The sequence below is a fragment of the Pseudomonas sp. MSSRFD41 genome, assembly GCF_014230245.1.
Classification (GTDB): Bacteria; Pseudomonadota; Gammaproteobacteria; order Pseudomonadales; family Pseudomonadaceae; genus Aquipseudomonas; species Aquipseudomonas piscis.
Genome location: NZ_JACKZK010000004.1, coordinates 69,717 through 94,162 on the forward strand (window position 1 = coordinate 69,717; position 24,446 = coordinate 94,162).

The 24,446-nt window shown below is 64.8% G+C and carries 28 protein-coding genes; 16 read left to right on the top strand and 12 right to left on the bottom strand.

The window, feature by feature from the left end; all coding sequences use genetic code 11:
• Positions 1-23: 23 nt before the first annotated feature.
• From H7A76_RS09155 to H7A76_RS09175, 5 genes are all read right to left on the bottom strand, one after another.
• Positions 24-722 carry an OmpW/AlkL family protein gene (locus H7A76_RS09155; protein ID WP_185698189.1) on the bottom strand — a complete coding sequence of 233 codons (699 nt, stop codon included), beginning with the start codon at positions 720-722 and terminating at the stop codon, positions 24-26.
• 185 nt (positions 723-907) lie between these two features.
• Positions 908-1,441, bottom strand: a complete 534-nt coding sequence (locus H7A76_RS09160; protein ID WP_185698190.1) for a DUF3299 domain-containing protein — start codon at positions 1,439-1,441, stop codon at positions 908-910.
• Between the two features lie 10 nt (positions 1,442-1,451).
• Positions 1,452-2,717: an ABC transporter permease gene (locus H7A76_RS09165; protein ID WP_185698191.1), complete on the bottom strand. Its 1,266-nt coding sequence runs from the start codon at positions 2,715-2,717 to the stop codon at positions 1,452-1,454.
• A gap of 1 nt (position 2,718) precedes the next feature.
• Complete coding sequence (locus H7A76_RS09170; protein WP_185698192.1) at positions 2,719-3,429, bottom strand: ABC transporter ATP-binding protein; 711 nt, start codon at positions 3,427-3,429, stop codon at positions 2,719-2,721.
• A gap of 72 nt (positions 3,430-3,501) precedes the next feature.
• Positions 3,502-4,101, bottom strand: coding sequence for a DUF2796 domain-containing protein (locus tag H7A76_RS09175; RefSeq protein WP_185698193.1), 600 nt, complete (start codon positions 4,099-4,101; stop codon positions 3,502-3,504).
• Positions 4,102-4,237: 136 nt separating this feature from the next.
• Here H7A76_RS09175 and H7A76_RS09180 point away from each other — a divergent pair, with 136 nt between their 5' ends.
• Positions 4,238-4,600, top strand: coding sequence for a hypothetical protein (locus H7A76_RS09180; protein WP_185698194.1), 363 nt, complete (start codon positions 4,238-4,240; stop codon positions 4,598-4,600).
• Positions 4,601-4,660: 60 nt separating this feature from the next.
• On the opposite strand, the gene trxA is transcribed toward H7A76_RS09180, so the two are convergent.
• The 3 genes from trxA to H7A76_RS09195 are packed head-to-tail and all read right to left on the bottom strand — an operon-like array spanning position 4,661 to position 6,730.
• Entirely contained in the window at positions 4,661-5,533 is an 873-nt protein-coding gene (gene trxA / locus H7A76_RS09185) for a thioredoxin (protein WP_185698195.1), read from the bottom strand.
• A 31-nt stretch (positions 5,534-5,564) separates the two neighbouring features.
• Positions 5,565-6,275, bottom strand: a complete 711-nt coding sequence (locus tag H7A76_RS09190; protein WP_185698196.1) for a class I SAM-dependent methyltransferase — start codon at positions 6,273-6,275, stop codon at positions 5,565-5,567.
• Positions 6,272-6,730, bottom strand: coding sequence for a hypothetical protein (locus H7A76_RS09195; RefSeq protein ID WP_185698197.1), 459 nt, complete (start codon positions 6,728-6,730; stop codon positions 6,272-6,274). The genes H7A76_RS09190 and H7A76_RS09195 overlap by 4 nt, the downstream gene beginning before the upstream one ends.
• A 129-nt stretch (positions 6,731-6,859) precedes the next feature.
• Between H7A76_RS09195 and nrdR the strand changes: the two genes are divergently transcribed.
• From nrdR to H7A76_RS09255, 12 genes are all read left to right on the top strand, one after another.
• Positions 6,860-7,324 carry a transcriptional regulator NrdR gene (nrdR, locus tag H7A76_RS09200; protein ID WP_031320603.1) on the top strand — a complete coding sequence of 155 codons (465 nt, stop codon included), beginning with the start codon at positions 6,860-6,862 and terminating at the stop codon, positions 7,322-7,324.
• Positions 7,321-8,454, top strand: a complete 1,134-nt coding sequence (ribD, locus tag H7A76_RS09205) for a bifunctional diaminohydroxyphosphoribosylaminopyrimidine deaminase/5-amino-6-(5-phosphoribosylamino)uracil reductase RibD (RefSeq protein ID WP_185698198.1) — start codon at positions 7,321-7,323, stop codon at positions 8,452-8,454. Before nrdR ends, ribD begins: the two co-directional genes overlap by 4 nt.
• 47 nt (positions 8,455-8,501) lie before the next feature.
• Positions 8,502-9,164 (top strand): riboflavin synthase, encoded by a 663-nt coding sequence (locus tag H7A76_RS09210; protein ID WP_185698199.1) that lies wholly within the window; start codon positions 8,502-8,504, stop codon positions 9,162-9,164.
• A 31-nt stretch (positions 9,165-9,195) separates the two neighbouring features.
• Positions 9,196-10,290: a bifunctional 3,4-dihydroxy-2-butanone-4-phosphate synthase/GTP cyclohydrolase II gene (ribBA, locus tag H7A76_RS09215; protein ID WP_185698200.1), complete on the top strand. Its 1,095-nt coding sequence runs from the start codon at positions 9,196-9,198 to the stop codon at positions 10,288-10,290.
• Positions 10,291-10,381: 91 nt separating this feature from the next.
• Positions 10,382-10,858 (top strand): 6,7-dimethyl-8-ribityllumazine synthase, encoded by a 477-nt coding sequence (gene ribE / locus H7A76_RS09220; protein WP_022641271.1) that lies wholly within the window; start codon positions 10,382-10,384, stop codon positions 10,856-10,858.
• Entirely contained in the window at positions 10,855-11,355 is a 501-nt protein-coding gene (nusB, locus tag H7A76_RS09225) for a transcription antitermination factor NusB (RefSeq protein WP_185698201.1), read from the top strand. The genes ribE and nusB overlap by 4 nt, the downstream gene beginning before the upstream one ends.
• A gap of 18 nt (positions 11,356-11,373) precedes the next feature.
• Positions 11,374-12,339 carry a thiamine-phosphate kinase gene (gene thiL, locus H7A76_RS09230; RefSeq protein WP_185698202.1) on the top strand — a complete coding sequence of 322 codons (966 nt, stop codon included), beginning with the start codon at positions 11,374-11,376 and terminating at the stop codon, positions 12,337-12,339.
• Complete coding sequence (locus H7A76_RS09235; RefSeq protein ID WP_185698203.1) at positions 12,336-12,839, top strand: phosphatidylglycerophosphatase A; 504 nt, start codon at positions 12,336-12,338, stop codon at positions 12,837-12,839. Before thiL ends, H7A76_RS09235 begins: the two co-directional genes overlap by 4 nt.
• 10 nt (positions 12,840-12,849) lie before the next feature.
• Entirely contained in the window at positions 12,850-13,605 is a 756-nt protein-coding gene (locus H7A76_RS09240) for a substrate-binding periplasmic protein (protein ID WP_185698204.1), read from the top strand.
• Between the two features lie 113 nt (positions 13,606-13,718).
• Entirely contained in the window at positions 13,719-14,336 is a 618-nt protein-coding gene (gene ribA / locus H7A76_RS09245) for a GTP cyclohydrolase II (protein ID WP_022641266.1), read from the top strand.
• The gene (locus H7A76_RS09250) at positions 14,333-14,752 is read left to right on the top strand and encodes an MFS transporter (RefSeq protein ID WP_185698205.1); all 420 of its coding nucleotides are present in this window, start codon (positions 14,333-14,335) and stop codon (positions 14,750-14,752) included. The genes ribA and H7A76_RS09250 overlap by 4 nt, the downstream gene beginning before the upstream one ends.
• Positions 14,752-15,549 (top strand): cobalamin-binding protein, encoded by a 798-nt coding sequence (locus H7A76_RS09255; RefSeq protein ID WP_185698206.1) that lies wholly within the window; start codon positions 14,752-14,754, stop codon positions 15,547-15,549. The genes H7A76_RS09250 and H7A76_RS09255 overlap by 1 nt, the downstream gene beginning before the upstream one ends.
• A gap of 6 nt (positions 15,550-15,555) precedes the next feature.
• On the opposite strand, the gene H7A76_RS09260 is transcribed toward H7A76_RS09255, so the two are convergent.
• The 4 genes from H7A76_RS09260 to H7A76_RS09275 all read right to left on the bottom strand — a co-directional run bounded on the left by H7A76_RS09260 (position 15,556) and on the right by H7A76_RS09275 (position 20,693).
• The gene (locus H7A76_RS09260; RefSeq protein WP_185698207.1) at positions 15,556-17,448 is read right to left on the bottom strand and encodes a TonB-dependent receptor domain-containing protein; all 1,893 of its coding nucleotides are present in this window, start codon (positions 17,446-17,448) and stop codon (positions 15,556-15,558) included.
• 106 nt (positions 17,449-17,554) lie between these two features.
• Positions 17,555-19,456 (bottom strand): 1-deoxy-D-xylulose-5-phosphate synthase, encoded by a 1,902-nt coding sequence (dxs, locus tag H7A76_RS09265; RefSeq protein WP_185698208.1) that lies wholly within the window; start codon positions 19,454-19,456, stop codon positions 17,555-17,557.
• A gap of 110 nt (positions 19,457-19,566) precedes the next feature.
• The gene (gene ispA / locus H7A76_RS09270; protein WP_185698209.1) at positions 19,567-20,454 is read right to left on the bottom strand and encodes a (2E,6E)-farnesyl diphosphate synthase; all 888 of its coding nucleotides are present in this window, start codon (positions 20,452-20,454) and stop codon (positions 19,567-19,569) included.
• A complete protein-coding gene (locus tag H7A76_RS09275) occupies positions 20,451-20,693 on the bottom strand; it encodes an exodeoxyribonuclease VII small subunit (RefSeq protein ID WP_185698210.1) in 243 nt (80 codons plus the stop codon). Before H7A76_RS09275 ends, ispA begins: the two co-directional genes overlap by 4 nt.
• 447 nt (positions 20,694-21,140) lie before the next feature.
• Here H7A76_RS09275 and H7A76_RS09280 point away from each other — a divergent pair, with 447 nt between their 5' ends.
• From H7A76_RS09280 to H7A76_RS09290, 3 genes are read left to right on the top strand one after another with little or no spacing between them, the layout of a single operon-like run.
• Positions 21,141-21,932, top strand: a complete 792-nt coding sequence (locus H7A76_RS09280) for a DUF2135 domain-containing protein (protein WP_185698211.1) — start codon at positions 21,141-21,143, stop codon at positions 21,930-21,932.
• A 37-nt stretch (positions 21,933-21,969) separates the two neighbouring features.
• Positions 21,970-23,682, top strand: coding sequence for a DUF2138 domain-containing protein (locus H7A76_RS09285; protein WP_185698212.1), 1,713 nt, complete (start codon positions 21,970-21,972; stop codon positions 23,680-23,682).
• Positions 23,667-24,326, top strand: coding sequence for a DUF1175 domain-containing protein (locus H7A76_RS09290; protein ID WP_185698213.1), 660 nt, complete (start codon positions 23,667-23,669; stop codon positions 24,324-24,326). The genes H7A76_RS09285 and H7A76_RS09290 overlap by 16 nt, the downstream gene beginning before the upstream one ends.
• Positions 24,327-24,446 lie beyond the last annotated feature (120 nt).

The following is a 24,446-nucleotide window of genomic DNA, read 5'->3' on the forward strand; positions in this document are numbered from 1 at the left end:
GCCTTTTTTCATGGGGCTTGGGCTTAGAACTTGTAGCCCAGGCCCACCATGTAGACCCAAGGGTCGACGTCGACGTTGACCTTGGCGCGAGTGCCAGCGGCCAGGGCATTGTTGTCCACATAGGCCCGGGTATCGATATCGATGTAGCGCACCTGGGCGTTGAGCATGATGTTGTCGGTCAGCATGTAGTCGGCACCGACCTGCCAGGCCAGGCCCCAGGAGTTCTTGGCGCGGAAGTTGTCGAAACCTGCCGCCTGGGCACGGCTGCCTACGTGTTCGTCATAGATCCAAGTGTAGTTGATACCGGCACCGACATAAGGTTGGAATGCCGACTTATGGTCCAGTGGGTAGTACACCACGCTCAAGGTCGGTGGCAGGTGCTTGAGGGTACCGAGCTTGCCATTGGCCGGGGCCAGGGAGGTGTCTTTGATTTTCACGTCATGTTCGAACGGGGTGGCGGCCAGCAGTTCGATACCGACGTTGTTGGTCACCATGTACGCGAAGTTCAGGCCCAGCTGGGTATCGCTGCTCATGGTCGCCTTGCCGCCCAGGTTGGCGCCGGCCAGGGGGCCGCTGTCGACCTTGACGTCGGAACTGTTGGCTTTCGGGTTGACGGTGATCGCACCGGCACGAACGATGATGTCACCGGCCTCGTGGGCGTTGGCGATCGGGGCGGCGAGTGCGAGCGCAACCAGGGAGGCGCTAAGCAGGGACTTATGCATGGGAGCTCCAAAGGACGATTCAAATTGGCTATGTCCAATGGTAAGGATCGTCAAGTTGATCACCTTGACTCAGCTCAATGAAATCGCGAACCCACCGCTCCGGTGCTGAACTATTCTTCTGTCCCGCACTCTTTTGCCCTCGATTTCCGGGGCGCGAGGTTCGCAAGGTTCCCCGTGATCGACGCTCACTCTTGCAGTTCGTATACGTAGATCTTCTGCGCCGCCATCTGGTAACCGGCATCCGCCAGCTCGCTGGTTGAAGGCTTGACCTGCATGTCGCCCTCGACCCAGTAGGGTTGGTAGAGCTCGTCGAGCTTCACCCCGACCTCGCTGGTGACATGGACGATCTGGTTCGACGGTGGCGGCGGTACGTGGATGCACGCGCCGAAATACGGCACCAGCAGGAAGTCGGTGGTGCGGCCTTCCTCGCTCACTTCCAGGGGCACGATGTAGCCGGGCAGGCGCACCGACTGGCCATCGAGGCTCTGGACCACCGGGGCATCGGGCAGCTCCTGCTTGGCCGCCGGCGCCGACTCGGCCGACAGCGCATCGCTCATCTGCGACAGGTCGTGCAGGGGCTTCATGTTCGGCACCTCGGCTGGAGCTCCGGCCGGGATCATTTCCGACCAGGTCAGCTCCCGCGCAGCTGCGGCCCAGGAGACCGGGCTGGCCAGCAGCGACAGGACGAACAGGGAGTGAAGCAGGCGTTGAATCTTCATGGATCGATGCTCACAAACGGATCGACAGGCCATCGGCCAGGGACTGCCGGTAGGCGCGCCAGGCCGGCACGCTGCCCATCAGCAGCGCGGCAACCAGGATACCGCCGAGCAGCGTCCACTCATACGGGCTGGGCCAGGACAGCGGCAGGTACAGGCCGTAATTCGATTGCACGTAGCCCTGGGCCAGGGCGATGCCCAGGTACAGCAGCGCCAGCCCGGCCATGACCCCCGCCAGGGCCAGGGCGAAGGCCTCCAGTACCAGCAGGGTCGCGATATGCCAGGGGCGGGCACCCACCGAACGCAGGATGGCCATTTCCCGACGGCGCTCGTTGAGGCTGGTGAGGATCGCCGTGAGCATGCCGATCAGGCCGGTGAGGACCACGAATAGCGAGACCACGAACAAGGCCTTCTCGGCAGTGCCCATCAGGCTCCAGAGTTCCTGCAGGGCCACGCCGGGAAGAATCGCCAGCATCGGTTCGCCGCGGAACTCATTGATCTCGCGCTGCAGGGCGAAGGTCGAGATCTTGCTGTTCAGGCCCAGCATGAAAGCGGTGATGGCCTGGGGCGTCAGGTCCATGTTGCGCGCCTGGTCGGCGCTGATCTGACCCGCGCCACGGGCCGGCACGCCGTTGTGCCAGTCGATGTGGATCGCCTCCATGCCACCCAGGCTGATGTGCAGGGTACGGTCCACCGGGGTGCCGGTGCGCTTGAGGATACCGACCACGGTGAAGGGCTTGTCATCGTGCTTGACCAGGCTGATGGCCGCCACGCCATGGGCCAGTACCAGTTGGTCCCCCAGTTTGTAGTGCAGCGCCTCGGCGACTTCCGCTCCCAGCACCACCTCGAATGGATCGCTGGCGAAGGCCCGGCCCACGGCCAGCTGCAGGTTCTGCTGGTGGCCGTACTGGTAGTGCTGGAAGTAGGCCTCGGTGGTGCCCATCACTCGGTAGCCGCGATGGGAGTCGCCCAGGGAAATCGGGATCGCCCATTTCACCTTGGGATTGCTGGCGAAGTGCTCGAAGCTGTCCCAGCGGATGTTGTTGGTGGCGTTGCCGATCCGGAACACCGAATACAAGAGCAGGTTCACCGAGCCGGAGCGGGCGCCGACGATCAGGTCAGTACCGCTGATGGTGCTGGCGAAGCTGGCGCGGGCTTCGGTGCGCACCCGTTCCACCGCCAATAGCAGGCAGACCGACAGGGCGATGGCGAACACGGTGAGGAACGCGGTGAAGCGACGGTTAGCCAGGCTGGCCATGGCTAGGCGGAACAGATACATCTCAGACCTCGGCAGGCTTGGCGGCGCGATTGAGTTCGGCCAGCGACAGGTGACGATCGAACAGCGGCGCCAGGCTCTGGTCGTGGCTGACGAACAGCAAGCTGGCACCGGCTTCGCGGCACTCACTGAACAGCAACTGGATGAAGGCCTCGCGGGCGTCCTGGTCCAGCGCCGACGTGGGTTCGTCGGCGATCACCAGCTCCGGTTGGCCGATCAATGCCCTAGCCGCCGCGACCCGCTGTTGCTGGCCGATGGACAGTGAGTCGGCGCGGCGGCCGAGCAGGTCGGGGGCCTTCAGGCCCAGGTGGGCCAGCAGGGTCGCGGCAGCCTGGTCGACGCTACCGTGGCGCTGCACGGCGCGGCTGGCTCGCAGCTTGGAGAAATGACAGGGCAGCTCGACGTTCTCGCGTACCGAGAGGAAGGGCAGCAGGTTGAACTGCTGGAAGATGTAGCCGGTGTGGTCGACGCGAAAGCGATCGCGGGCACCGGCGGACAACTCGCCCAGCTCCTGGCCCAGCAGGCGGATACTGCCCTGGGTGGGTTTCTGCACCCCGCCCAGCAAGCCCAGCAGGGTGGTCTTGCCGCTGCCGCTGGGCCCCTTGAGGAACAGGGTTTCACCGGTTTGCAAGGCGAAGGCGGGGATGTCCAGCAACGGGGGCTGGCCGGGCCAGTTGAAGCCCAGGTCGGACAGTTCGATGAGTGCTTGCGTCATGTCGGGCCGATGATCAGCGAATGAATGTCGGCTCCTGCCGTGTCCGGGCCACGGCTGGAGCAAGGCGTGGCCTCAGAACTTCAGGGTGGCGGCCTTGGCGGTGGCCTCGACCCCTTGCTGGCCGCTTGGCGAAATCAGTTGTACCTGGATTTTCTGGGTGGCGGGGAAAGTCTTGAAGACCTGCCCCAGGTCGAGGTTCTTCAAGGCCTCGGGCTTGGCACAGGCGAAGCGGTAGTGGGCGTGGATCTCACTGTGTTCGTGGTGATGTTCATGGCCAGCGGCGCCTTCGTCGTCATCGTCGTGGTCGGCCATGGCTGGCTGGTCGCCGAACAAGGGACTTTCCAGCTCCTGGCTGGCCACGCTGCAGTTGGCGGCCGTGGGCAGGCTGAACAGTGCCAGGGGTTGCTCCAGTTGCTTGCGGGCGGCGCTGATCTTGGCCTTGTCGGCGTCGCTGCCTGGAGCATGCTCGAAGCCCACCAGGTTCATCGCCGGGCTTTCCAGTTCCAGCTCCAGGGCCTGGCCATCGAGCACCGCATTCAACCGGGCCACGCCATGTTCATGGGCGCCTAGGCTGCCGTGTTCATGCTCGTGTTCGTGGTCATGGGCTTGCGCGATCTGGGTAGCGGCCAGTGGCAACAGGGCGAACGGCAGGGCGAGTAGCAGGCGGCGCATGGCAAGTCTCCGGGACGCAAGTGAAATAAATGTTATGTAATCTTATAACGCTATCGGTGGCAGAGTTTGACCGCCTGCTTGGCGTTGCGCAAGACGCGTGGGAGCATGCTCGTCAGAAATTTTCGGGAGCACAGCGATGTTGCGGATTCGTGGAAGCATCGGCGACTTGCCGGTGGATTTGACCCTGGAGCTGGACGCAGGCGACTGGGCCCAGTTGGCAGGACAGTTGGGGACACAGTTGCAGGCCGCTCAACCGGCCCAGCCAGCGTCCGCCGCAGTAGCCAGCAAACCGCCGGGCCAGGAGGACACCTTGTGGCAGACCGCCCAGGAACTGCTGCGCCAGGCCGGCCAGCTCAGCGGGCCGGAGTTGCTGGAACAGCTGGAGGGTCTGGCCGGTAGTGCGGCGGCGGGCAAGCGGTTGTTGGTGCGCCTGCGCCACTGCGCCCGGGTCAAGGTCGTCAGCGGCGCGGATACGCCGATCTATAGCTGGGTATCGTGAGGGGCTGAAGGCGGGCCAGCGCTGCCCAGCGTGTCCTGTGGCAGGCCAGCCCCGGAGAGATCAGTACAGCGCGGCGAACAGCTTGCGCCGGTAGGTGGTCACTAATGGATGGTCGTTGCCCAGCAGGTCGAAGACTTGCAGCAAGGTCTTGTGGGCGATGCCTTCGTTGTAGCTGCGGTTGCGCATGAACAGCTTGAGCAGGGCGTCCAGGGCCGCCTCGTACTGCTGGCGGGACAGCTGCTGGATCGCCAGCTGGTACGCCGCCTCGTCGTCCTGGGGATCCTTGGCCAGGCGCGCCTTCAGGTCGGCGGCATCCGGCAGGGACGCCGCCTGCTTGAGGAACGTGATCTGTGCCTTGGCGCCGGCCAGGGCCGCCTTGTGTTCATCGCTCTTGACCGCATCGAGCACGGTCTGGGCCTCGTCCAGTTCACCGCGTTCGGCCAGGCAGCGGGCGTAGAGGATCAGGGCCTTGGCCTGGGTGTTGTCTTCGCCCAGCAGGACTTTCAAGGTGGCTTCGGCGTCGGCGATGCGGCCTTCGGCGAACAGCGCCTCGGCCAGTTCCATGGGGTCGTCGGCCTTGGGTGGCGGCATCTGTACATGGGGTTCGAGCATGGCGCGGACCGCCGATTCCGGCTGGGCGCCGGCAAAGCCATCCACCGGCTGGCCGTCCTTGAACAGCACCACGGTCGGCAGGCTGCGAATGCCGAAGCGGGCGACGATGTCCTGCTCGATATCGCAGTTGACCTTCGCCAGCAGCAGTTCGCCCTGATAGCTCTCGGCGATCTGCTGCAACATCGGCATCAGTGCCTTGCACGGCGCGCACCACTCGGCCCAGAAGTCCACCAGGACCGGCTTGTGGAAGGAGTTTTCGATTACCGACTGGTCGAAATCGGCGGTGCGGGCATCGAAGATGTACGGCGTGTCCTGACTCATGGGGTCTCTCGAATAAGCGGGAATGGCGTCACTATAAAGCTTGCCCGGGGGAGATCGCCATCGCCGGTGCCGCCATGCTGGCGCTCGCGGGGCGCTGTGCGTGATACAGGCTCACGTTGCGAAATTCCCAGGGTTCGGCCAGGTCGGGCAGGGTCAGGGCCTTGAGCATTTCCAGGCGCTGGTACAAGGGATGCTGGAAGTCCCTGACCCGTGAGTCCGCCACCAGGGCCTGCTGGCCACGACTGAGGAATTCGTCCAGCAGCGGCAGGTTGGCACGGTCGTAGAGCACATCGGCCACCAGGATCAGGTCGAAGCGATCGGCCTCGCTGAAGAAGTCGGCGCTGTAGCCCAATTCCACCCCATTGAGCTCGGCGTTGGCCCGGCAGGCGGCCAGGGCCAGGGGGTCGAGGTCGCAGGCCACCACCTCCAGCGCCCCGGCCCTGGCTGCGGCGATCGCCGCCACGCCGGAGCCCGCGCCGAAGTCCAGCACGCGCTTGCCACGCACCCAATGCGGGTGTTCGGCCAGGTAGCGAGCCAGGGCCAGGCCGCTGGCCCAGCAGAAGCTCCAGTAGGGCGGGTCGTGGAGGATGCGCCGGGTTTCTTCGGGGGTGAAGGCACGGTCCATGTTGCGATCATCGAGCAGCCACAGTCGCAGTTCGGTCTCGGGCAGCTCGCAAGCCACCAGTTGCGCGTCCCCCAGCAGTTCGCCGAGTGCCGCTTGCAGTTCGAGCGGTGGTGTCATGGGGCTTTGACGAATTGCAGTTGGCCCAGGGCCTGGGTGGTGGGCTGGTCGATGCGTTGTGCCGGCAGGTGCAGGATCAACTGCCCGGACTGGCTGGCGCGGCCTCGCAGTTCGACCCGGGCGCCCGCGGGGAAGGCCTCGGGGGCGAAGCGCAGGCGAAACGGCAGGACCCGGTCGGTGCCGGTCAGGTTGCTGCTGGCCAGCAGGCGCTGGGGGCGGCCGCGTTCATCGATCACCAGCAGCGCCAGCTCGACGTTGGCCCCGGCTGGCACGCCATTGAGGCTACCGCTCAACTCCCGCTGGTAGGCCGGGAGGGGGCCGAGGTCTACCGGTTCCTGGGTGTTCTGCACGGCCTGGGGCTTGGCGGAAGTGTTGGCCACGGGTTTCGGCGCATCGCTGCTGCAGGCGACCAGGAGGCTGACGAGGCTGAGCAAAACGAGCGGTCTGAGGGGCATTTGAAGCTCCAACGAGGCAGATTTCCATGTGCGAAACATAATAGTCGGTCTGTATACCGTAAAGGCTATGGCTTGTCTTGCCAGTGGGATGCGCTACCATGGCCCTCCCTTTTTTTGTTGCCTGCCACCATGCACTGTCCCTTCTGCGGTGCCAACGACACCAAGGTCATCGACTCGCGACTGGTCGCCGAGGGCGAACAGGTCCGTCGCCGGCGTGAATGCCTGGCCTGTGGTGAACGTTTCACGACTTTCGAAACCGCCGAACTGGTGATGCCGCGTCTGATCAAGACCGATGGCAGCCGCCAGCCCTTCGACGAAGACAAACTGCGCGCGGGTATGCAGCGCGCCCTGGAAAAACGCCCGGTGAGCGTCGAGCGCCTGGAAGCGGCGCTGGCGCACATCAAGCACAAGCTGCGGGCCACCGGCGAGCGCGAGGTCAAGTCGCTGGTCGTGGGTGAACTGGTGATGGGCGAGTTGCAAAAGCTCGATGAAGTCGCCTATATCCGCTTCGCTTCGGTCTACCGGCGCTTCCAGGATCTCGACGAGTTCCGCGAAGAGATCGACCGCCTGGCCCGCGAGCCGGCCAAGCAATGAGCCAGTCCGCGGAGCAGGCGGTACTCGACGCCCACTACATGGCTCGCGCGCTGGAGCTGGCACGCAAGGGCCACTACAGCACCCATCCCAATCCCCGTGTCGGTTGCGTCATCGTGCGCGACGGCCAGGTGGTGGGCGAGGGCTGGCATGTGCGTGCCGGCGAGCCCCATGCCGAAGTGCATGCCCTGCGCGCGGCCGGGGACCAGGCCCGTGGCGCCACCGCCTACGTGACCCTGGAGCCCTGCAGTCATCATGGACGTACGCCACCGTGCGCCGATGCCCTGGTCGGCGCCGGAGTGGCGCGCGTGGTCGCGGCGATGCAGGACCCCAATCCGCAGGTCGCCGGGCGCGGCATGGGACGCCTGGCCGAGGCCGGCATCCTTGTGCATTGCGGGGTGTTGGAGAACGAGGCGCGGGCGATCAACAAGGGTTTCCTCAAGCGCATGGAGCATGGCCTGCCTTATGTGCGGGTCAAGCTGGCCATGAGCCTCGACGGGCGTACCGCCATGGCCAGCGGCGAAAGCCAATGGATTACCGGCCCTGCCGCACGTTCGGCGGGACAGCGCCTGCGGGCCGAGTCCAGCGTGGTACTGACTGGCGCCGATACCGTGCTGGCCGATGGCGCCCGGCTGACGGTACGTGCCGCCGAGCTGGGGCTGGATGCCGGGCAGACGGCCCTGGCCATGGGCCGGCCACCGCTGCGGGTGCTGGTCGATGGACGCCTGCGAGTGCCGCTGGATGCGCCATTCTTCAAGGCGGGCCCGGCCCTCGTGGCGACCTGTGTCGCGGTGGAGGAGCAATACGCCAACGGTCCCGAATGCCTGATCGTTCCCGGCCCCGATGGCCAGGTGGACCTGCAGCGCCTGCTCAAGGAGCTGGCGGCCCGGGGTGTCAACGAAGTGCTGGTGGAAGCCGGACCACGCCTGGCCGGGGCCTTTGCCCGCCAGGGACTGGTGGACGAGTACCAGATCTTCATCGCTGGCAAGTTCCTGGGCTCCTCGGCCCGGCCATTGCTGGACTGGCCGCTGGAGCAGATGAGCGAGGCGCCATTGCTCAAGATCATTGAAATGCGCGCGGTTGGCGATGACTGGCGAGTCACTGCCATTCCCGCCCCGTCAGCGAGCGTATAATTCCCGACTTTCGCCTACCCGGCGGCCCTGTTCTCGAGGAGGACTCCATGTTCACCGGCATCATCGAATCCATCGGCAGCATTCGCGCATTGACCCCAAAAGGCGGAGATGTGCGGGTCTATGTAGAAACCGGCAAGCTTGACCTGACCGACGTCAAGCTGGGCGACAGCATCGCGGTGAACGGCGTCTGCCTGACTGCGGTGGAACTCCCCGGCGATGGTTTCTGGGCCGATGTCAGCCGCGAGACCCTGGACTGCACCGCCTTCAACCAGCTGAAGACCGGCAGCCGGGTCAACCTGGAGAAGGCCCTGACCCCGACCACTCGCCTGGGTGGTCACCTGGTCAGCGGTCACGTGGATGGCGTCGGTGAGGTGGTAGCGCGGGAGGAGAATGCCCGGGCCATCCAGTTCCGTATCCGTGCGCCCAAGGAGCTGGCCAAGTACATCGCCCACAAGGGCTCGATCACCGTCGACGGCACCAGCCTGACGGTCAACGCGGTGAACGGTGCCGAATTCGAACTGACCATCGTGCCCCACACATTGGCGGAAACCATCATGGCCGACTACCGGCCAGGCCGTCAGGTCAACCTCGAGGTCGATCTGCTGGCGCGCTACCTGGAGCGCCTGCTACTGGGCGACAAGGCCGCCCAGGCCACGGGCAGCACCATCACCGAAAGCTTCCTGGCCGCTAACGGCTACCTCAAATCCTGAACCTCAAATTTTGAAAGAAGGGGGGTGCCGCGTGGCGCTCAACAGCATCGAAGAACTGGTCGAAGACATCCGCCAAGGCAAGATGGTCATCCTCATGGATGACGAAGACCGCGAGAACGAAGGCGACGTGATCATGGCCGCCGAGTGCTGCAAGGCCGAACACATCAACTTCATGGCCAAGCACGCCCGTGGCCTGATCTGCATGCCCATGAGCCGCGAGCGTTGCGAGCTGCTCAAGCTGCCATTGATGTCGCCACGCAACGGTAGTGGCTTCGGCACCAAGTTCACCGTGTCCATCGAGGCCACCGAAGGCGTGACCACCGGCATCTCCGCCGCCGACCGCGCGCGCACCGTGCAAGCGGCGGCCGCCAAGGATGCCAAGGCCGAGGACATCGTCAGCCCGGGCCACATCTTCCCGCTGATGGCCCAGCCTGGCGGTACCCTGGCCCGTGCCGGCCACACCGAAGCGGCTTGCGACCTGGCGCGCATGGCTGGTTTCGAGCCTAGCGGGGTGATCTGCGAAGTGATGAACGACGACGGCACCATGTCCCGTCGCGCCGAACTGGAGGCCTTTGCCGCCGAGCACGATATCAAGATCGGCACCATCGCCGACCTGATCCACTATCGGATGATCCACGAACGTACCGTTCAGCGGATTGCCGAGCAGCCCCTGGACAGCGAACTGGGCCAGTTCAACCTGGTGACCTATCGTGATTCCGTGGAGGGCGACGTGCACATGGCCCTGACCCTGGGCGAGATCTGCGCCGAGCAGCCGACCCTGGTGCGGGTGCACAACATGGATCCGCTGCGCGATCTGCTGATGGTCAAGCAACCTGGGCGCTGGAGCCTGCGGGCGGCCATGGCCACCGTGGCCGAGGCCGGTAGCGGCGTGGTGCTGCTGCTGGGTCATCCGTTGGATGGCGACGAGTTGCTGGCGCATATCCGCGAGACCACCGAGCGCCAGCCGGTGAAGAAACAACCGACCACCTACAGCATCGTCGGTGCTGGTTCGCAGATCCTGCGTGACCTGGGCGTGCGCAAGATGCGCCTGATGAGTGCGCCGATGAAGTTCAACGCGATATCCGGTTTCGACCTGGAAGTTGTAGAATACGTGCCCTCCGAATAAAAGCCGGCCGTTGCCAGCTTGAAATTCGCGGTTCAAACATCACTCAGGAGCGTGTACTAGACACGCTCCGGCTCTTTAAGAGATTTGTCGAATGACCCTGAAGACCATCGAAGGTACCTTCATCGCCCCTAAAGGCCGCTATGCCCTGGTGGTCGGCCGCTTCAACAGCTTCGTCGTCGAAAGCCTGGTCAGCGGCGCGGTTGACGCCCTGGTCCGCCATGGCGTGAGCGAAAGCGACATCACCATCATCCGCGCTCCTGGCGCCTTCGAGATTCCCCTGGTGACCCAGAAGGTCGCGCAGAAGGGCGAGTACGCGGCGATCATCGCCCTGGGCGCGGTCATTCGTGGCGGCACTCCGCACTTCGAATACGTGGCTGGCGAATGCACCAAGGGCCTGGCCCAGGTGTCCATGGAGTTCGGCGTGCCAGTGGCCTTCGGCGTACTGACCGTCGACTCGATCGAACAAGCCATCGAGCGTTCCGGCACCAAGGCCGGCAACAAAGGGGCTGAAGCTGCCTTGTCCGCCCTGGAAATGGTCAGCCTGCTGGCGCAGTTGGAGGCCAAGTGATTAGCGACGATAGCGATCGTTTCAACCCGCGCGAGCCCAAGCCTGCCAACGCCGGCAAGCCATCCAAGAGCGCCAAGCGTCGCGAAGCCCGCCAGCTCGCGACCCAGGCGCTGTACCAATGGCACATGGCCAAGCACTCGCTGAACGAAATCGAAGCGCAGTTCCGGGTCGACAACGATTTCACCGACATCGACGGCGCCTACTTCCGTGAAATCCTGCACGGGGTCCCGGCCAACAAGAACGAGATCGACAACGCCCTCGTACCTTGCCTGGACCTGGCCATCGACGAGCTGGACCCTGTGGAGCTGGCGGTCCTGCGCCTGTCCACCTGGGAACTGCTCAAGCGTGTCGACGTGCCGTACCGCGTGGTGATCAACGAGGGTATCGAGTTGGCCAAGGTCTTCGGTTCCACCGATGGCCACAAGTTCGTCAACGGCGTCCTCGACAAGCTGGCCCCACGCCTGCGTGCAGCAGAAGTGAAGGCGTTCAAGCGCTGATCCGCGCTTGCAGTTGCCATGGGCGAGTTTGAACTGATCCGTAACTTCTTCGCTGCCGCGCCTTGTGCGCAGGGCGGCGAGGGCGTTGCCCTGGGGATCGGCGACGACTGTGCCCTGCTGGCGGTTGCTCCTGGCGAGCAGTTGGCGATTTCCACCGACACCCTGGTGGCGGGCGTGCATTTCGCCGATCCCTGCGAGCCGTTTCTTCTTGGCCAACGCTCCCTGGCGGTGGCCGTCAGCGACCTGGCCGCCATGGGCGCCACGCCGCTGGCCTTCACCCTTGCCCTGACCCTGCCGACGGTAAGTGCCGATTGGCTCGCCGCTTATGCCCGTGGCCTGAATGCCATGGCCCAGGATTGCGCCGTGCGCCTGATCGGTGGCGACACCACCCGCGGCCCGCTGACCCTGACCGTCACTGTGTTCGGTCGCGTACCCGCGGGCCTGGCCCTGACCCGCAGCGGTGCCCGGCCCGGCGACTTGCTGTGTGTCGGCGGTCCGCTGGGCAATGCCGCCGGCGCCTTGCCATTGGTGCTGGGCCAGCGCCGTGCCGAACCCGAGGTGGCCGATCCGCTGCTGGCCCACTATTGGTCGCCGCAGCCACAACTGGCCCTGGGCCAGGCCTTGCGCGGCAGGGCCACGGCGGCCCTGGACATCTCCGATGGGCTGCTCGCCGATTGCGGGCACATCGCCGCTGCGTCCGCGGTGAGGTTGCAGGTGGAGCTGGAAAAGCTGCCCCTGTCCAAGCCCCTGGTGGACTTTCTTGGCCTTGAGGGCGCGCGCGCCGCGGCCTTGAGTGGCGGCGACGACTATGTGCTGGCCTTCACCTTGCCTGCCGTCGAGCTGGCACCGCTGCAGGCAGCCGGCTGGCCGCTGCAGGTGGTGGGGCAGGTGGTGGCCGGGCAAGGCGTGGCGCTGCTGGATGCCGGCGGGCAGGACATTACCCCGGACATCCGCGGCTACCAACATTTTCCGGAGACACCGTGACAGATCATCCCAAGCAGGTCCCGGCGGAATTCGTACCGCCGTCGGTCTGGCGCAATCCCTGGCACTTCCTCGCATTCGGTTTCGGTTCGGGCACCCTGCCCAAGGCTCCGGGCACCTGGGGTTCGTTGGTTGCGCTACCCTTTATCCCGCTGTGGCAGATGCTACCGGACTGGGGTTACTGGCTGATGCTCGGCGTCACCATGCTGTTCGGCTTCTGGCTCTGCGGCAAGGTGGCCGACGACCTGCGTGTGCATGACCACGAAGGCATCGTCTGGGACGAGATGGTCGGTATGTGGATTACCCTGTGGCTGGTGCCCGAAGGCTGGCAATGGCTGCTGGCGGGGTTCCTGATGTTCCGCTTCTTCGACATCCTCAAGCCCTGGCCGATTCGCTGGGTAGACCGGCATGTCCACGGCGGCGTCGGCATCATGCTTGATGATATTCTGGCCGGCGTGTTTGCCTGGCTGGCGATGCAGGGATTGGTGTGGTGCTTGGGCTGAGGGGCAAGGCATGGGTGTCTGTCGCGCGCTGCTGGTCTTACTGGTTGTCTGTAGCTGTGATGCCTGGGCCGGCGACCTTTCCATGGCGCCCGGGTCCATAAGGATCGCCAGCGAAGAGTGGAGCAAGTACAGCGAGGCCGATGGCCAGGGTCTGTCATGGGACATCCTGCGGGAGGTGTTCGAGCCCCAGGGGGTGACGGTGGAACGCCACAGCATGCCCTACACCCGTTCGGTCGGGCTGGTGCAACGCGGTGAGGTGGACGCCCAGGCCGGCGCCTATCGCAACGAGTCCCCGGGGGTGCTCTATCCACGCTGGAACTACGACAACGACCACATCTATGCCTTGGGCCTGGCCAACAATCCCGAGCTGACCCTGGCGAGCCTGGGCAACTATCGGCTGGTTTGGGTGCGTGGCTACAAGTACGAGGACTACCTGCCCAACGTTCGTCGCTACAACGAGATCCGCCGTCGGGTCGGTATCCTGCCGATGCTGCTTTACGGACGTGCCGACTACTACATCGACGGCCAGACCGAGGTCGAGTATGTGCTCGGGCAGGCCGAGGATCCGAGCCGTTTCAGACGTTCGCATCTGGCTGAGCTGCCGTTGTACCTGGGGTTCGCCGACACGCCCCGGGGCCGGGCCCTGCTGGCCCTGTACGACCAACGCATGGAGCAACTGGTGAAGAATGGTGGCTTGCGGGCCATCTTCCAGCACTGGAAGCAACCTTATCCGTTTGATGGAAACGCGCGGCCAGCGGTCCGTTGATCGAACTTATCGATCTTTATCCGCGATAATTCAGCCTAAGCGCCCAGTGGAGGCTGCTGTTACAATGCCGCCTCTGCGAATCTCCAGTCCCCATACAGATCAGGAGCACAACAGTGCCCGTTGTTTTTGTTGCCGCTTCCAAGCTGCCCACCCCCTTTGCGCAATTCACCATGCACGGTTTCCTCGACGAAGCCACCGGTCGCGAGCACGTGGTGCTCAGCCTGGGCGATATCGCCGACGGCGCGCCGGTGCTCGGTCGCCTGCACTCCGAATGCCTGACCGGCGATGCCCTGTTCAGCCAGCGTTGCGACTGTGGCTCGCAGCTCGAAGCCGCCTTGCGAGCGATTGCCCGTGAAGGTCGCGGGGTACTGCTGTACCTGCGCCAGGAAGGTCGCGGCATCGGCCTGCTGAACAAGATCCGCGCCTATGAGCTGCAGGATGGCGGCGCCGATACCGTGGAGGCCAACGAGCGCCTGGGTTTTGCCGCCGACCAGCGCGACTACGCCATGTGCCTGCCGATGCTCGAGCATCTGGGCGTCAAGGCCTTGCGCCTGATGACCAACAACCCGCGCAAGGTCAAGGCCTTGACCGAGATGGGCATCCAGGTCGCCGAGCGCGTGCCGCTGCACACCGGCCACAACCCGCACAACAAGCTGTACCTGGCGACCAAGGCCAGCAAGCTCGACCACATGATGGGCAACGAGCACCAGGGCGAGGTCGACCGCGCGTGACCCGGGGCCAAGTGAGGCGCCGCCTGGCCGTCAGCTGGTGGCAATACCTGGCGTTGGCGCTGCTGCCGTTGTTCGTGCTCAACGCCGTATTCGGCCAGGGCGAGCCGATCCTGCCGGTGCTGGCGATGCCGTTGTTCATCGCCGGGGTGGCGTCGATGTTCGTCAGCCTGCGCTTTTTCGGCGCCTACAAGCATGGCTTGATCGCCACCCAGAAAACCCTCGATACCCCGGAAGAACCGGCGGCCTGGATCGACCTGGCAGCGCGGCGGCGCACGGCCCTGCTGGTGGCGGCATTGCCGGCCTGGATCGGTGCCCTGGCGGTATTCGTCGGCCTTGAAGCCGTGCCGCTGATGCTCCTGGCCCTGTCCACGGCGGTGCTGTTCTACCTCTACCGCATCCCACGCCAGCTCGGTTGATGCCGCGCTGGCTGGCCGTCTTGCTGTTGGCTCTGTGCGGCCAGGCGCTGGCCGTGGAGCGGGTCGTCAGCCTGGCACCATCGCTCTCGGAAATCGTCGTCGAACTGGGCGCCGCCGACCTGCTGGTGGGCGTGCTGGATGCCGGTGAGCGTCCGGCGCCCCTCAAGGACCTGCCTTCGGTGGGGCGCTACGGCCAGTTGGACATCGAGCGCTTGCTGAGCCTGCGCCCGGACTTGCTGCTGCTCTGGCCGGGCAGTGTCGGACCAGTCCAGAAGGAGCAATTGGCGCGCCTGGGTATTCCCACCCTGGTTGCCGAACCCCATGACCTTGCGCAGCTGACTGCCCAGATCGCCGAGATCGGCCAGCGCCTGGGGCACTCGCAAGCCGGCCAGGCATTGGCGACCCAGCTGGACCAGCAACTTGCACAACTGCGCCAGCGCTATCGCCGCGAGTCACCGCTGCCGGTGTTCTACCAGGTCTGGGATCGTCCGTTATATACGGTGGGTGGTGGCCAGATCATCAGCGACGCCCTGGCGGTCTGTGGGGCGCGCAATGTCTTTGCCGATCAATCGCTGCCGGCGCCCCAGGTCAGTATCGAGGCGGTGCTGCAACGCAATCCGCAGGCGATCCTCGCCACGGCCCAGGGCCAGCTGGATGCCTGGAAGGCCTGGCCGCAGATCGCCGCGGTCAAGCAGGGGCGTTTGTTGCTGGTGACGGACAAGGGCCTGGAGCGGCCCAGCGGGCAGATGGTCGGCGCAGTGGCCAAGCTCTGCGGCTTGATTGCGCCCGAGCGCTGAGCAAGCTTACAGCTCAGGGGTCCAGGTCACGCCGAGCATCCAGGTGCGGCCTTCTTCGCGGTAGCCATAGTGGCTGCCCTGGTAGCTGTAGAGCGCCCGTGAGTAGGACTTGTCGAGGACATTGTCGAGCTTCAGGTCCAGCTTGAGCTCCTGGTTGACTGCCCAGCTACTGCGCAGGCTGAACAAGCCATAGCCGCCAAGCCGTGCCTGCTTCTGTTCGAAGCGATTTTCACGGCTGCTGCTCACCAGTTGCCAGCTGGCGCCGAATGCCAGCCGCTCGAACTGACGGTCCAGATCCAGGTTCAGGGTGCGCTTGGCCCGGCGTGCTAGTTGTTCTCCGCTCTGGCGATTGCGTGGATCGATGATGGCGACGCCTGCGCTGGTCTGCCAGCCGAACCATTCCTGTTTCAGGGCCGTTTCCAGGCCATTGATCCGTGCCGAACCGATGTTTTCTGGTCGCCGTGCACTGGTGTTGTAGATGATCGCGTCCTTGAGATCGATGCGATAAAGAGAAGCTTCCAGGCGGCTATCTGGGGTCAGTTGGCTACGCCACTGCAGTTCATAGCTCTTGGAGTGTTCTGGCTTGAGCTGTGGGTTGCTGCTGTTTGGGTAATACAGATCCGTGAAGGTCGGAGCCCGAAAGCCTTCGCTGTAGGACAACAGCAGGTCGTTGTCCGGGTTCACTGGCACGGTGAGGCTTCCGCTCCAGGTGTTCTGGCTGCCGAATTGCTGGTTACGGTCGTGGCGCAGGCCCAACTCCGTGGAGAAGTTGTCGCCACGGAAGCGGTGCTGGATGAACGCTGCACGATTCCAGCGGCTGTCCTCGCCGTAGGCCGCGCTGGTATTGAGCCGATCCTCATACCAATCGGCGCCGAGGATCAGGCTGTTGCGTTCATCCAGACTCAGGTCGTTCTGCCAGTTCAGCGAGTCGCGATAAGTATTGAAGGTGCTGCGTTCCACGGTGAGCTTGTCGCGCTTGGCGTCACGATTCTCGGCATGGCCCAGTTCCAGGCGTGACTTCCAGCTGTCGTTGAGACGGGCGTCGATGAAGCTGCTGATGCTGCTGACCGTGAAATCGGTATAGGGCTGCTGTTGATAGGTATTGTTAGTGGCCATGTCGAAATAGCCGAAAGGGCTGTCGTACTGGCTGCGACCACGGTTATCCAGCAGGTTCAGCCCCACTTCCAGATCGTCGTCGAAGGCATGGCTCAAACTCAGGCTCAACGACTGGTTCCGATAGGCGTCATGGTCGTCGTCGCTGGGGTAGGACTCCCGGGTCGAATCGATCCCGGCGGTTTCATCCAGGCTGGCACCGAGGCTGAAGCGGGTCTGCTGGTCGCCGCCGGATAGCCCCAGGCTGCGTTGCCAGGTCTGGTTGCTGCCAAAGCCCAGGTGCATCCTGCCTTGCAGTCCCTGCTGGGTACCGCGCCGGGTGAAGATCTGGATCACCCCGCCAATGGCGTCGCTGCCGTAGATCGCCGAGCGCGAGCCACGCAGCACTTCCACCCGCTCGATCTGTTCGACGCTGATGAACTGCAGATTGCTGTCGCCGCTGGATGAACTGCCGATGCGTTGGCCATCCACCAGGACCAGGCTCTGGGACGAATTGGTGCCGCGGATGTAAACACCTGGCAGGCTCGAGCGGCCACCCGTCTGAGCAACCTGCACCCCGGGAACCCGTTGCAGCAGGTCGCTCAGGCTGGTGGGTTGCAGGCGATCGATATCTTCCCGGGTGAATACGGTGCTGGCGCTGCTGCTGTCGTTGCGTTCTTCGACCTGGCGGTTGGCGCTGATCAGGGTATCCGGCAGCTTCAGGGCCTGGTCGCGGTCGCTGGTAGCGGCCAGCAGTTCGCCGCCGGGCAGCAGGAACAGGGGCAGGGCAAGGCGGGAGAGTTTCATGGCTGCTCCTTGCGCACGGCGTTGATTCGGCCGCAGGATGCCATGGGCCGTGGAACGGGAGAAGTTGGCGCCCGCGTGGCGGGCGCTCAGCAAAGGGCGCTGGAGCTTACGCCAGGCCCAGCAGTTGCAGGCGTTGGCGGATCGAGGCTTCGATGCCGGCTTCGTCGAGGCCGCACTCGGCGAGCATCTGCGCCGGCTTGGCATGCTCGACGTAGGTGTCCGGCAGGCCCAGGTGCAGGACCTGCTTGAGCAAGCCTTCCTGGGCCAGGAACTCGCTGACAGCACTGCCGGCGCCGCCCATGACGGCGTTTTCCTCGATGGTCACCAGCAGTTCGTGGCTACCGGCGATCTCGCGCACCAGGGCTTCGTCCAACGGCTTGACGAAGCGCATGTCGACCACCGTGGCGTCGAGCCTCTCGGCCACTTTCAACGCTTCGGCCATTTGCACGCCGAATACCAGCAGCGCCACTTGCTTGCCCTGGCGACGGACCAGGCCCTTGCCGATCTCGATCGGTTCCAGGTCCTTGTCGATCGGCGCATTGGGGCCGGTGCCGCGTGGATAGCGCACCGCCGCCGGGCCGTTGTACAGGTGGCCGGTGCTGAGCATCTTGCGCAGTTCGTTCTCGTCGCTCGGGGTCATCACCACCATGCCCGGAATGCAGCGCAGGTAGGACAAGTCGAAGCTGCCGGCGTGGGTCGGGCCGTCTTCGCCCACCAGGCCGGCGCGATCGATGGCGAACAGGACGTCGAGGTTCTGCACCGCCACATCATGCACCAGCTGGTCGTAGCCGCGCTGCAGGAAGGTCGAGTAGATCGCCACCACCGGCTTGGCGCCTTCGCAGGCCATGCCGGCTGCCAGGGTCACCGCGTGCTGCTCGGCAATCGCCACGTCGAAGTAGCGCAGCGGGAAGCGTTCGCTGAAGGCCACCAGGTCCGAGCCCTCCTTCATGGCCGGAGTGATGCCCACCAGGCGCGAATCGGCGGCAGCCATGTCGCACAGCCATTCGCCGAACACGCCGGAATACTTCGGTCCGCCGGCTTTCTTCGGCGCGCTGGCCGGAGCGTCCAGGGGTTCGAGCTTGGTGATGGCGTGGTAGCCGATGGGATCGACTTCCGCCGGGGCGAAGCCCTTGCCCTTCTTGGTCACCACGTGCAGGAACTGCGGGCCCTTGAGATCGCGCATGTTGCGCAGGGTGGCGATCAGGGTCGGCAGGTCATGGCCGTCGATCGGGCCGATGTAGTTCCAGCCCAGTTCTTCGAACAGGGTGCCGGGGACCAGCATGCCCTTGGCGTACTCTTCTGTGCGGCGGGCGATTTCCCAGGCGCCGGGCAGGCGCGACAGCACTTTCTTGCTGCCTTCGCGCATGCTCGCGTAGGTGCGGCTGGAGAGGATCTTGGCCAGGTAGTTGGACAGGCCGCCGACATTGCGCGAGATCGACATGTCGTTGTCGTTGAGGATCACCAGCATGTTGGCGTCCACTTCCGGCGCGTGGTTCAGGGCCTCGAAGGCCATGCCCGCGGTCAGGGCGCCGTCGCCGATCACCGCGATGGCCTTGCGTTCGCTGTTCTGCAGGCGGGCGGCGATGGCCATGCCCAGGGCGGCGCTGATGGAGGTGCTGGAGTGGCCGACGCCGAAGGTGTCGTATTCGCTTTCCGAACGCCGGGGGAAGGCGGCGAGGCCGTCTTTCTGGCGCAGGGTGCCCATCTGCTCGCGGCGACCGGTGAGGATCTTGTGCGGATAAGCCTGGTGGCCCACGTCCCATACCAGCCGGTCGTCCGGGGTATCGAACACGTAGTGCAGGGCGATGGTCAGCTCGATGACGCCGAGGCCGGCACCGAAATGCCCACCGGTCTGGCCGACCGAATAGAGCAGTTCCAGGCGCAATTCATCGGCCAGGGTTTCCAGCTCGGCTTCGCCTAACCGGCGCAGGCCGTCCGGCGTCTGGGCTCGGTCGAGCAGCGGCGTGCTCGGGCGCTTGCGGGGAATCTCATGAAACGTCGTGGGCATCAGGCGAATCGTTATAGGTGTAGAAAGAGGCGGCAGTTTACCTTATGCATCGCAAGCTGCCCACGCAGAGCACCGAACTTGGCCGATATGCGGTCCTGGAAACCCGTCGGTCAGTTGCGGCGCGCGACGATATACCGGGCCAGTTCGCGCAGCGGTTCGGCTGCTGCGTCAAACGGCCGCAGCGCGTGCAACGCCTGGTCGCGCAGCTCCAGGGCATAGGCCTTGGCGGCTTCCAGGCCCAGCAATGCCGGGTAGGTCGGCTTGTCCCGGGCAATGTCGGCGCCCTGGCGCTTGCCCAGGGTCGCGGTATCGCTTTCGACATCGAGAATGTCGTCCTGGACCTGGAATGCCAGGCCGATGGCCTGGGCGTAGGCTTGCAAGGCCTTGAGTTCGTCCTTCTCGGCGAAGCCGCTGGCCAGGGCGCCGAGGATGACGCTGGCCTCGATCAGGGCGCCGGTCTTGTGCCGGTGCATGTACTCCAGCGCCTTCTGGTCGAGCTTGAGCCCCACCGAGCCCAGGTCGATGGCCTGGCCGCCGACCATGCCCGCCGGGCCTGCGGCCTGGGCCAGGGTGGTAACCATGCGCAGGCGGATCTCGGCGCTGGCATCGCTCAGGCGCGGGTCCAGCAGGGCGCTGAAGGCCAGGCTCTGCAGGCCGTCGCCGGCGAGGATCGCGCAGGCTTCATCGAAAGCCTTGTGGGTCGTGGGCTGGCCGCGACGCAGATCGTCATCGTCCATGGCCGGCAGGTCGTCGTGCACCAGGGAGTAGGCGTGGATCAGTTCCACCGCGCAGGCCGCGCCGTTGGCCTGTTCCGGCTTGCCGCCCAAGGCTTCGCAGGCGGCGTAGGCCAGCAATGGGCGGACGCGCTTGCCGCCATTCATCACGCTGTAGCGCATGGCCTCATAGAGGCGGGCGAGTTCGGGGCCAGGGGCGTTGAACAGCGACTGTAGTGCCGCGTCGACGCGGGCCTGGCTGCTGGCCTGGTAGGTGGCGATCATTCTGGCTGTTCCGCATCGAAGGGCTGTTCCGCCAACTCGCCATCGCGCTCCAGCAGCACCTGTACCTTCTGTTCGGCCTGGGCCAGGGCCGCCTGGCAATCACGGGTCAGGCCGATGCCTTGTTCGAAGGCGGCCAACGAGTCTTCCAGCGACAGCTCGCCGTTCTCCAGGCGCTCGACCAGGGTTTGCAGGTCGGCGAGGGATTGTTCGAAATCTAAGGCAGCTTTTTTGCGGGCCATGGCGGCTATCCCGGGTGACGTTAAACCGGCGCGACACTAGCAGACAGCGGGTTTGCGGGCAAATGAGAAGCGCCCGCTGGCGCTCTGGATCGCCAATGCGCGCGCCATCAAAATCCGCCGGGGATCATCTGCGTTAAACCTTAAGGAAACTTGCGGGTGATGGCGCAACGGCAGCATAGACAGCAATGAGCGGGAGTGGCGCTGGACCTGCGGAATGGCTCCTGGTCTGCGGGTGGTGATGTCACCGTAATGGCATGAACGACGCGGCCTCCAGGCCGATGCCGACTCCCTCGCAAAATCCCTTTTCCCCAATTGTGCAACAACCGGCAAATCGATAATCTGCGCCCTTTCAAACGCCCCGTCATCGTTGGGCGACCTTCCGAATGTTTCGTAGCCGCGCCGAGGATCTGGCGCCAGGTTTTTCCCATGCATGGCAGGACGCAATACGTGCGCGCTCTATCCTTCCTCTTGTTGACCCTGCTGGTATCCGCTGGTGCGTGGGCCGAACCCTCGGCCGAATTGCAGGAGCCCCTGGGCGGATGGCGCTATTCCGGGTTGCTCGACCGCACCGAACAGGACCGCGTGGCCTATCCGACGCCGCCCATCGATCGCGGCATCCAGCGCAACCGCACCATGATCGAGGGCCAGCTCAAGGCCATTGGCCACTTGCGCCAACCCCACAGCCTGTCGGTCAACGGTAACCCGCTCAATCTCTACACCGACGAACAGGGGCGCTTCGGTCGTCCCTACGCCTTCGGTGCCGGCTCCAACAGCGTCGAAGTGCGCAGCTCCGAGGGCAAGTCGCTCAAGCGCGTGCAGTTCTACGAATCCAACCCCAACAAGACCCCGCCACGTATCCGCGTGGTGCTCGGCTGGGACGACCCCAAGGCCGAGCTCGACATGCACATCATCACGCCCGATGGCCAGCATGCTTTCTTCGGCCATCCGGGCCTGACCAATGGCGGCGGCCTGGACCCGGACGGGGTCGACGGCCCGGGGCCGGAAATGTTCACCATGACCGCGCCATTGCGCGGTACCTACCTGATCTACGTCAACTACTGGGGCAACTTCGGCAGCGGTGGCTACAACTTCGACGAAGGCAGCAACCAGAACGAAGTGATCACCTCGCAGATCAACCTGATCCTTAACGAAAACACCGTCGATGAGAAACGCGAGACCTTCATCGTGCCCATGCGGGCCATCGGCGACCTGTTGCTGGTCAAGTCTTTCAACTATTGAACATCCCGCACCACGGATGAATTGGGCTTTGTGAATCATGAGCGAAAACACAGCATCCCCGGCGGCCGGCGTCCCCGGTAGCGAACAACCCGGCAGCCAGCGGCGCTGGCCGGCCCTGGTCATGGGCCTGTGCCTGGCGGCGGCCGTCGCCACTGGCGTGGGCTGCAAGCCCAAGACCTCGGTGGTCGAGCTGCCCGGCGACAAGCTGGGCCTGAGCCGCCCCGATGGCCTGCTGGAGACCCATTCCCTGGCGCAGTTGCCCAAGGATCTGCTGGCGGTGCCGTTCCTGCGTGAAACCCTGACCGAGGACTTCGTCTTCTATTACCAGGCCCATGCCGACCGCCTGGGCCTGATCGGCAGCCTGCGGCGGATCATCTACGAGCATGACCTGAAGCTGCAGGACAACCTGATCGAGCAACTGCTCGACCAGCCGGCGGACATTGCCCTGTGGCGCGGCGTCGATGGCCGGCTCAAGGACTTCCTGCTGGTGATGGACCGTGGCGGCCTGGCCAAGCTGCTCGAGCCCCTGGCCAAGGCTGCCCTGGATGACAGCCAGTTGAGCAAGCTGGCCGAGCTCAAGGTCGGCGGCGATGCGGTGACCCTGTACCAGCTGAATTTCAACGCCAACAAGTCCCTGGCCTTCGCCTCCCACGGCGACAAACTGGTGGTGCTGTCCAATCCGACCCAGCTGTATGACCTGGCCTCTGGCGTCAGCGACGTGCACGGCGCAGTCTCCACCAAGGCCCTGGAAGCGCTGCTCAACGGCGACAAGCTGTTTCCCGAGGCTTTTGGCCTGGAGGCGCGCAAACCCGAAGTGCAGCAGCGCCTGGCGGTCAACTCCAGCGTCCTGGCCATGGGTTACCAGCGCTTCATCCCCAACTTCGCCGGCCTGCGCTTCGACATGGACGACAAGGGTTGGCACAGCTACCTGGCCATGGAAGAACAAGAGGACCAGCCGGACTTCGACTTCAAGCCGATCTGGCAGGCCATGCCCATGGGCGCCAGCGCCTGCGTGGCGCTGCCCCTGGCGGCGCAGCAGCAGAAGCCGTTGCTGGTCAAGCTCGGCGCCGAGGAGTCGGTGGCCCAGGCCCTGACCGAACACCTGTCCGGCAGCGCCGGACTGTGCTGGTACGCCGACTCGCGGCTGTACACGCCTTTGCTGGTGGCCAGCCTCAAGGACAAGGACAACGCCAAGCTCGACGCCGACCTGGGCAAGTTGTTCGGCTCCATGGTGGGCTCGCGCGAGAGCAAGGTGGCGCAGCGGATCTTCCCGGTGGTCGAGCAGCAGGACGGCAATGTGCACCAGTGGCAGCGCCAGGTCAGCTCGAACTTCGGCCCGTACCCGGCCAAGCAGGCCAAGGACCCGCAAGCCATCACTGGCCGCGCCTTCATGCAAGTCAGCCTGGCCCGCCATGGCTCGACCCTGGTGTTCTCCCTGGATGACAAGCTGGTGGGCAAGGCCCTGGGCACCCTGGACAAGCGCTTCCCGCCCCTGGCCGACGTGGCGCCGAAGAACGCCATGATGCCGATCTACCTGGGACCGCAGTCCCTGGCGCAGTTGATCCAGCAGGAAACCTTCGACAGCCTGCCCCAGGACATGGAGCCGGTGTTCAACAACGCCGCCCAGACCTACCTGGTGCCCAAGCTGCGTACCCTGGGTGGTTATGGCCAGTACGCCCTGACCCTGCCCGAGGGCAGCGAGCCCAATGGCCATTGGCAATGGCTGCCGCTGCAATGGCAAGCGCTGTGAGAGCCTTGCGCCACGGCTTGAGCGGCCTTGGCCTGCTGGCCCTGTTGCTCAGCAGCGCAGTGGGCGCGACCACGGTCGCACCGCTGGATGTGCAGCAGTCCCAGGTGTTTCGCGCCTGGTTCGTGCGCATCGCCCAGGAGCAGCTCAGCCAGGGCCCGAGCCCGCGCTGGTATCAGCAGGATTGCGCCGGGCTGGTGCGTTTCGCCGCCAACGAAGCGCTCAAGAACCACGACAGCAAATGGCTGCGGGCCAATGGCCTGTCCAACCGCTACCTGCCGCCGGAGTTGCAGCTGAGCGAAGGCCAGCGCGGCCTGGCCCAGCAGTGGCAGCAGGGCGGCGGCAAGGTCGGCCCCTACGTCAATGCGATCAAGCTGATCCAGTTCAACAGTCATCTGGTGAGCCGCGACCTGGGCCAGGCGCGCCCTGGCGACCTGTTGTTCTTCGACCAGGGCGACGACCAGCACTTGATGATCTGGATGGGCCGCAACATCGCCTATCACACCGGCACCACCACCCCCACCGATAACGGCATGCGCTCGGCCAGCGTGCAGCAACTGATGACATGGAAGGACACCCGATGGATACCCGACCCCGCCAACCCCAACTTCATCGGCATCTTTCGCCTGAACTTCCTCACCCAATGAGCGAATCCCGTGCAAGCTGCGTGAAGACTGCTGCGTTCGCCAATACTGCGTTGAACACAGGCTCGGAATGCTCATTTACAGCCAGTAAACTGCGCTTCCTCGCCTGTTTTCGCCTTGTCT

Bases quoted from the DNA above. Each gene is read 5' to 3' on its own strand.
- H7A76_RS09155 (WP_185698189.1), bottom strand. From the start codon at position 722: ATGCATAAGTCCCTGCTTAGCGCCTCCCTGGTTGCGCTCGCACTCGCC.
- H7A76_RS09160 (WP_185698190.1), bottom strand. From the start codon at position 1,441: ATGAAGATTCAACGCCTGCTTCACTCCCTGTTCGTCCTGTCGCTGCTG.
- H7A76_RS09165 (WP_185698191.1), bottom strand. From the start codon at position 2,717: ATGTATCTGTTCCGCCTAGCCATGGCCAGCCTGGCTAACCGTCGCTTC.
- H7A76_RS09170 (WP_185698192.1), bottom strand. From the start codon at position 3,429: ATGACGCAAGCACTCATCGAACTGTCCGACCTGGGCTTCAACTGGCCC.
- H7A76_RS09175 (WP_185698193.1), bottom strand. From the start codon at position 4,101: ATGCGCCGCCTGCTACTCGCCCTGCCGTTCGCCCTGTTGCCACTGGCC.
- H7A76_RS09180 (WP_185698194.1), top strand. From the start codon at position 4,238: ATGTTGCGGATTCGTGGAAGCATCGGCGACTTGCCGGTGGATTTGACC.
- trxA (WP_185698195.1), bottom strand. From the start codon at position 5,533: ATGAGTCAGGACACGCCGTACATCTTCGATGCCCGCACCGCCGATTTC.
- H7A76_RS09190 (WP_185698196.1), bottom strand. From the start codon at position 6,275: ATGACACCACCGCTCGAACTGCAAGCGGCACTCGGCGAACTGCTGGGG.
- H7A76_RS09195 (WP_185698197.1), bottom strand. From the start codon at position 6,730: ATGCCCCTCAGACCGCTCGTTTTGCTCAGCCTCGTCAGCCTCCTGGTC.
- nrdR (WP_031320603.1), top strand. From the start codon at position 6,860: ATGCACTGTCCCTTCTGCGGTGCCAACGACACCAAGGTCATCGACTCG.
- ribD (WP_185698198.1), top strand. From the start codon at position 7,321: ATGAGCCAGTCCGCGGAGCAGGCGGTACTCGACGCCCACTACATGGCT.
- H7A76_RS09210 (WP_185698199.1), top strand. From the start codon at position 8,502: ATGTTCACCGGCATCATCGAATCCATCGGCAGCATTCGCGCATTGACC.
- ribE (WP_022641271.1), top strand. From the start codon at position 10,382: ATGACCCTGAAGACCATCGAAGGTACCTTCATCGCCCCTAAAGGCCGC.
- thiL (WP_185698202.1), top strand. From the start codon at position 11,374: ATGGGCGAGTTTGAACTGATCCGTAACTTCTTCGCTGCCGCGCCTTGT.
- H7A76_RS09240 (WP_185698204.1), top strand. From the start codon at position 12,850: ATGGGTGTCTGTCGCGCGCTGCTGGTCTTACTGGTTGTCTGTAGCTGT.
- H7A76_RS09255 (WP_185698206.1), top strand. From the start codon at position 14,752: ATGCCGCGCTGGCTGGCCGTCTTGCTGTTGGCTCTGTGCGGCCAGGCG.
- H7A76_RS09260 (WP_185698207.1), bottom strand. From the start codon at position 17,448: ATGAAACTCTCCCGCCTTGCCCTGCCCCTGTTCCTGCTGCCCGGCGGC.
- dxs (WP_185698208.1), bottom strand. From the start codon at position 19,456: ATGCCCACGACGTTTCATGAGATTCCCCGCAAGCGCCCGAGCACGCCG.
- ispA (WP_185698209.1), bottom strand. From the start codon at position 20,454: ATGATCGCCACCTACCAGGCCAGCAGCCAGGCCCGCGTCGACGCGGCA.
- H7A76_RS09275 (WP_185698210.1), bottom strand. From the start codon at position 20,693: ATGGCCCGCAAAAAAGCTGCCTTAGATTTCGAACAATCCCTCGCCGAC.
- H7A76_RS09285 (WP_185698212.1), top strand. From the start codon at position 21,970: ATGAGCGAAAACACAGCATCCCCGGCGGCCGGCGTCCCCGGTAGCGAA.
- H7A76_RS09290 (WP_185698213.1), top strand. From the start codon at position 23,667: ATGGCAAGCGCTGTGAGAGCCTTGCGCCACGGCTTGAGCGGCCTTGGC.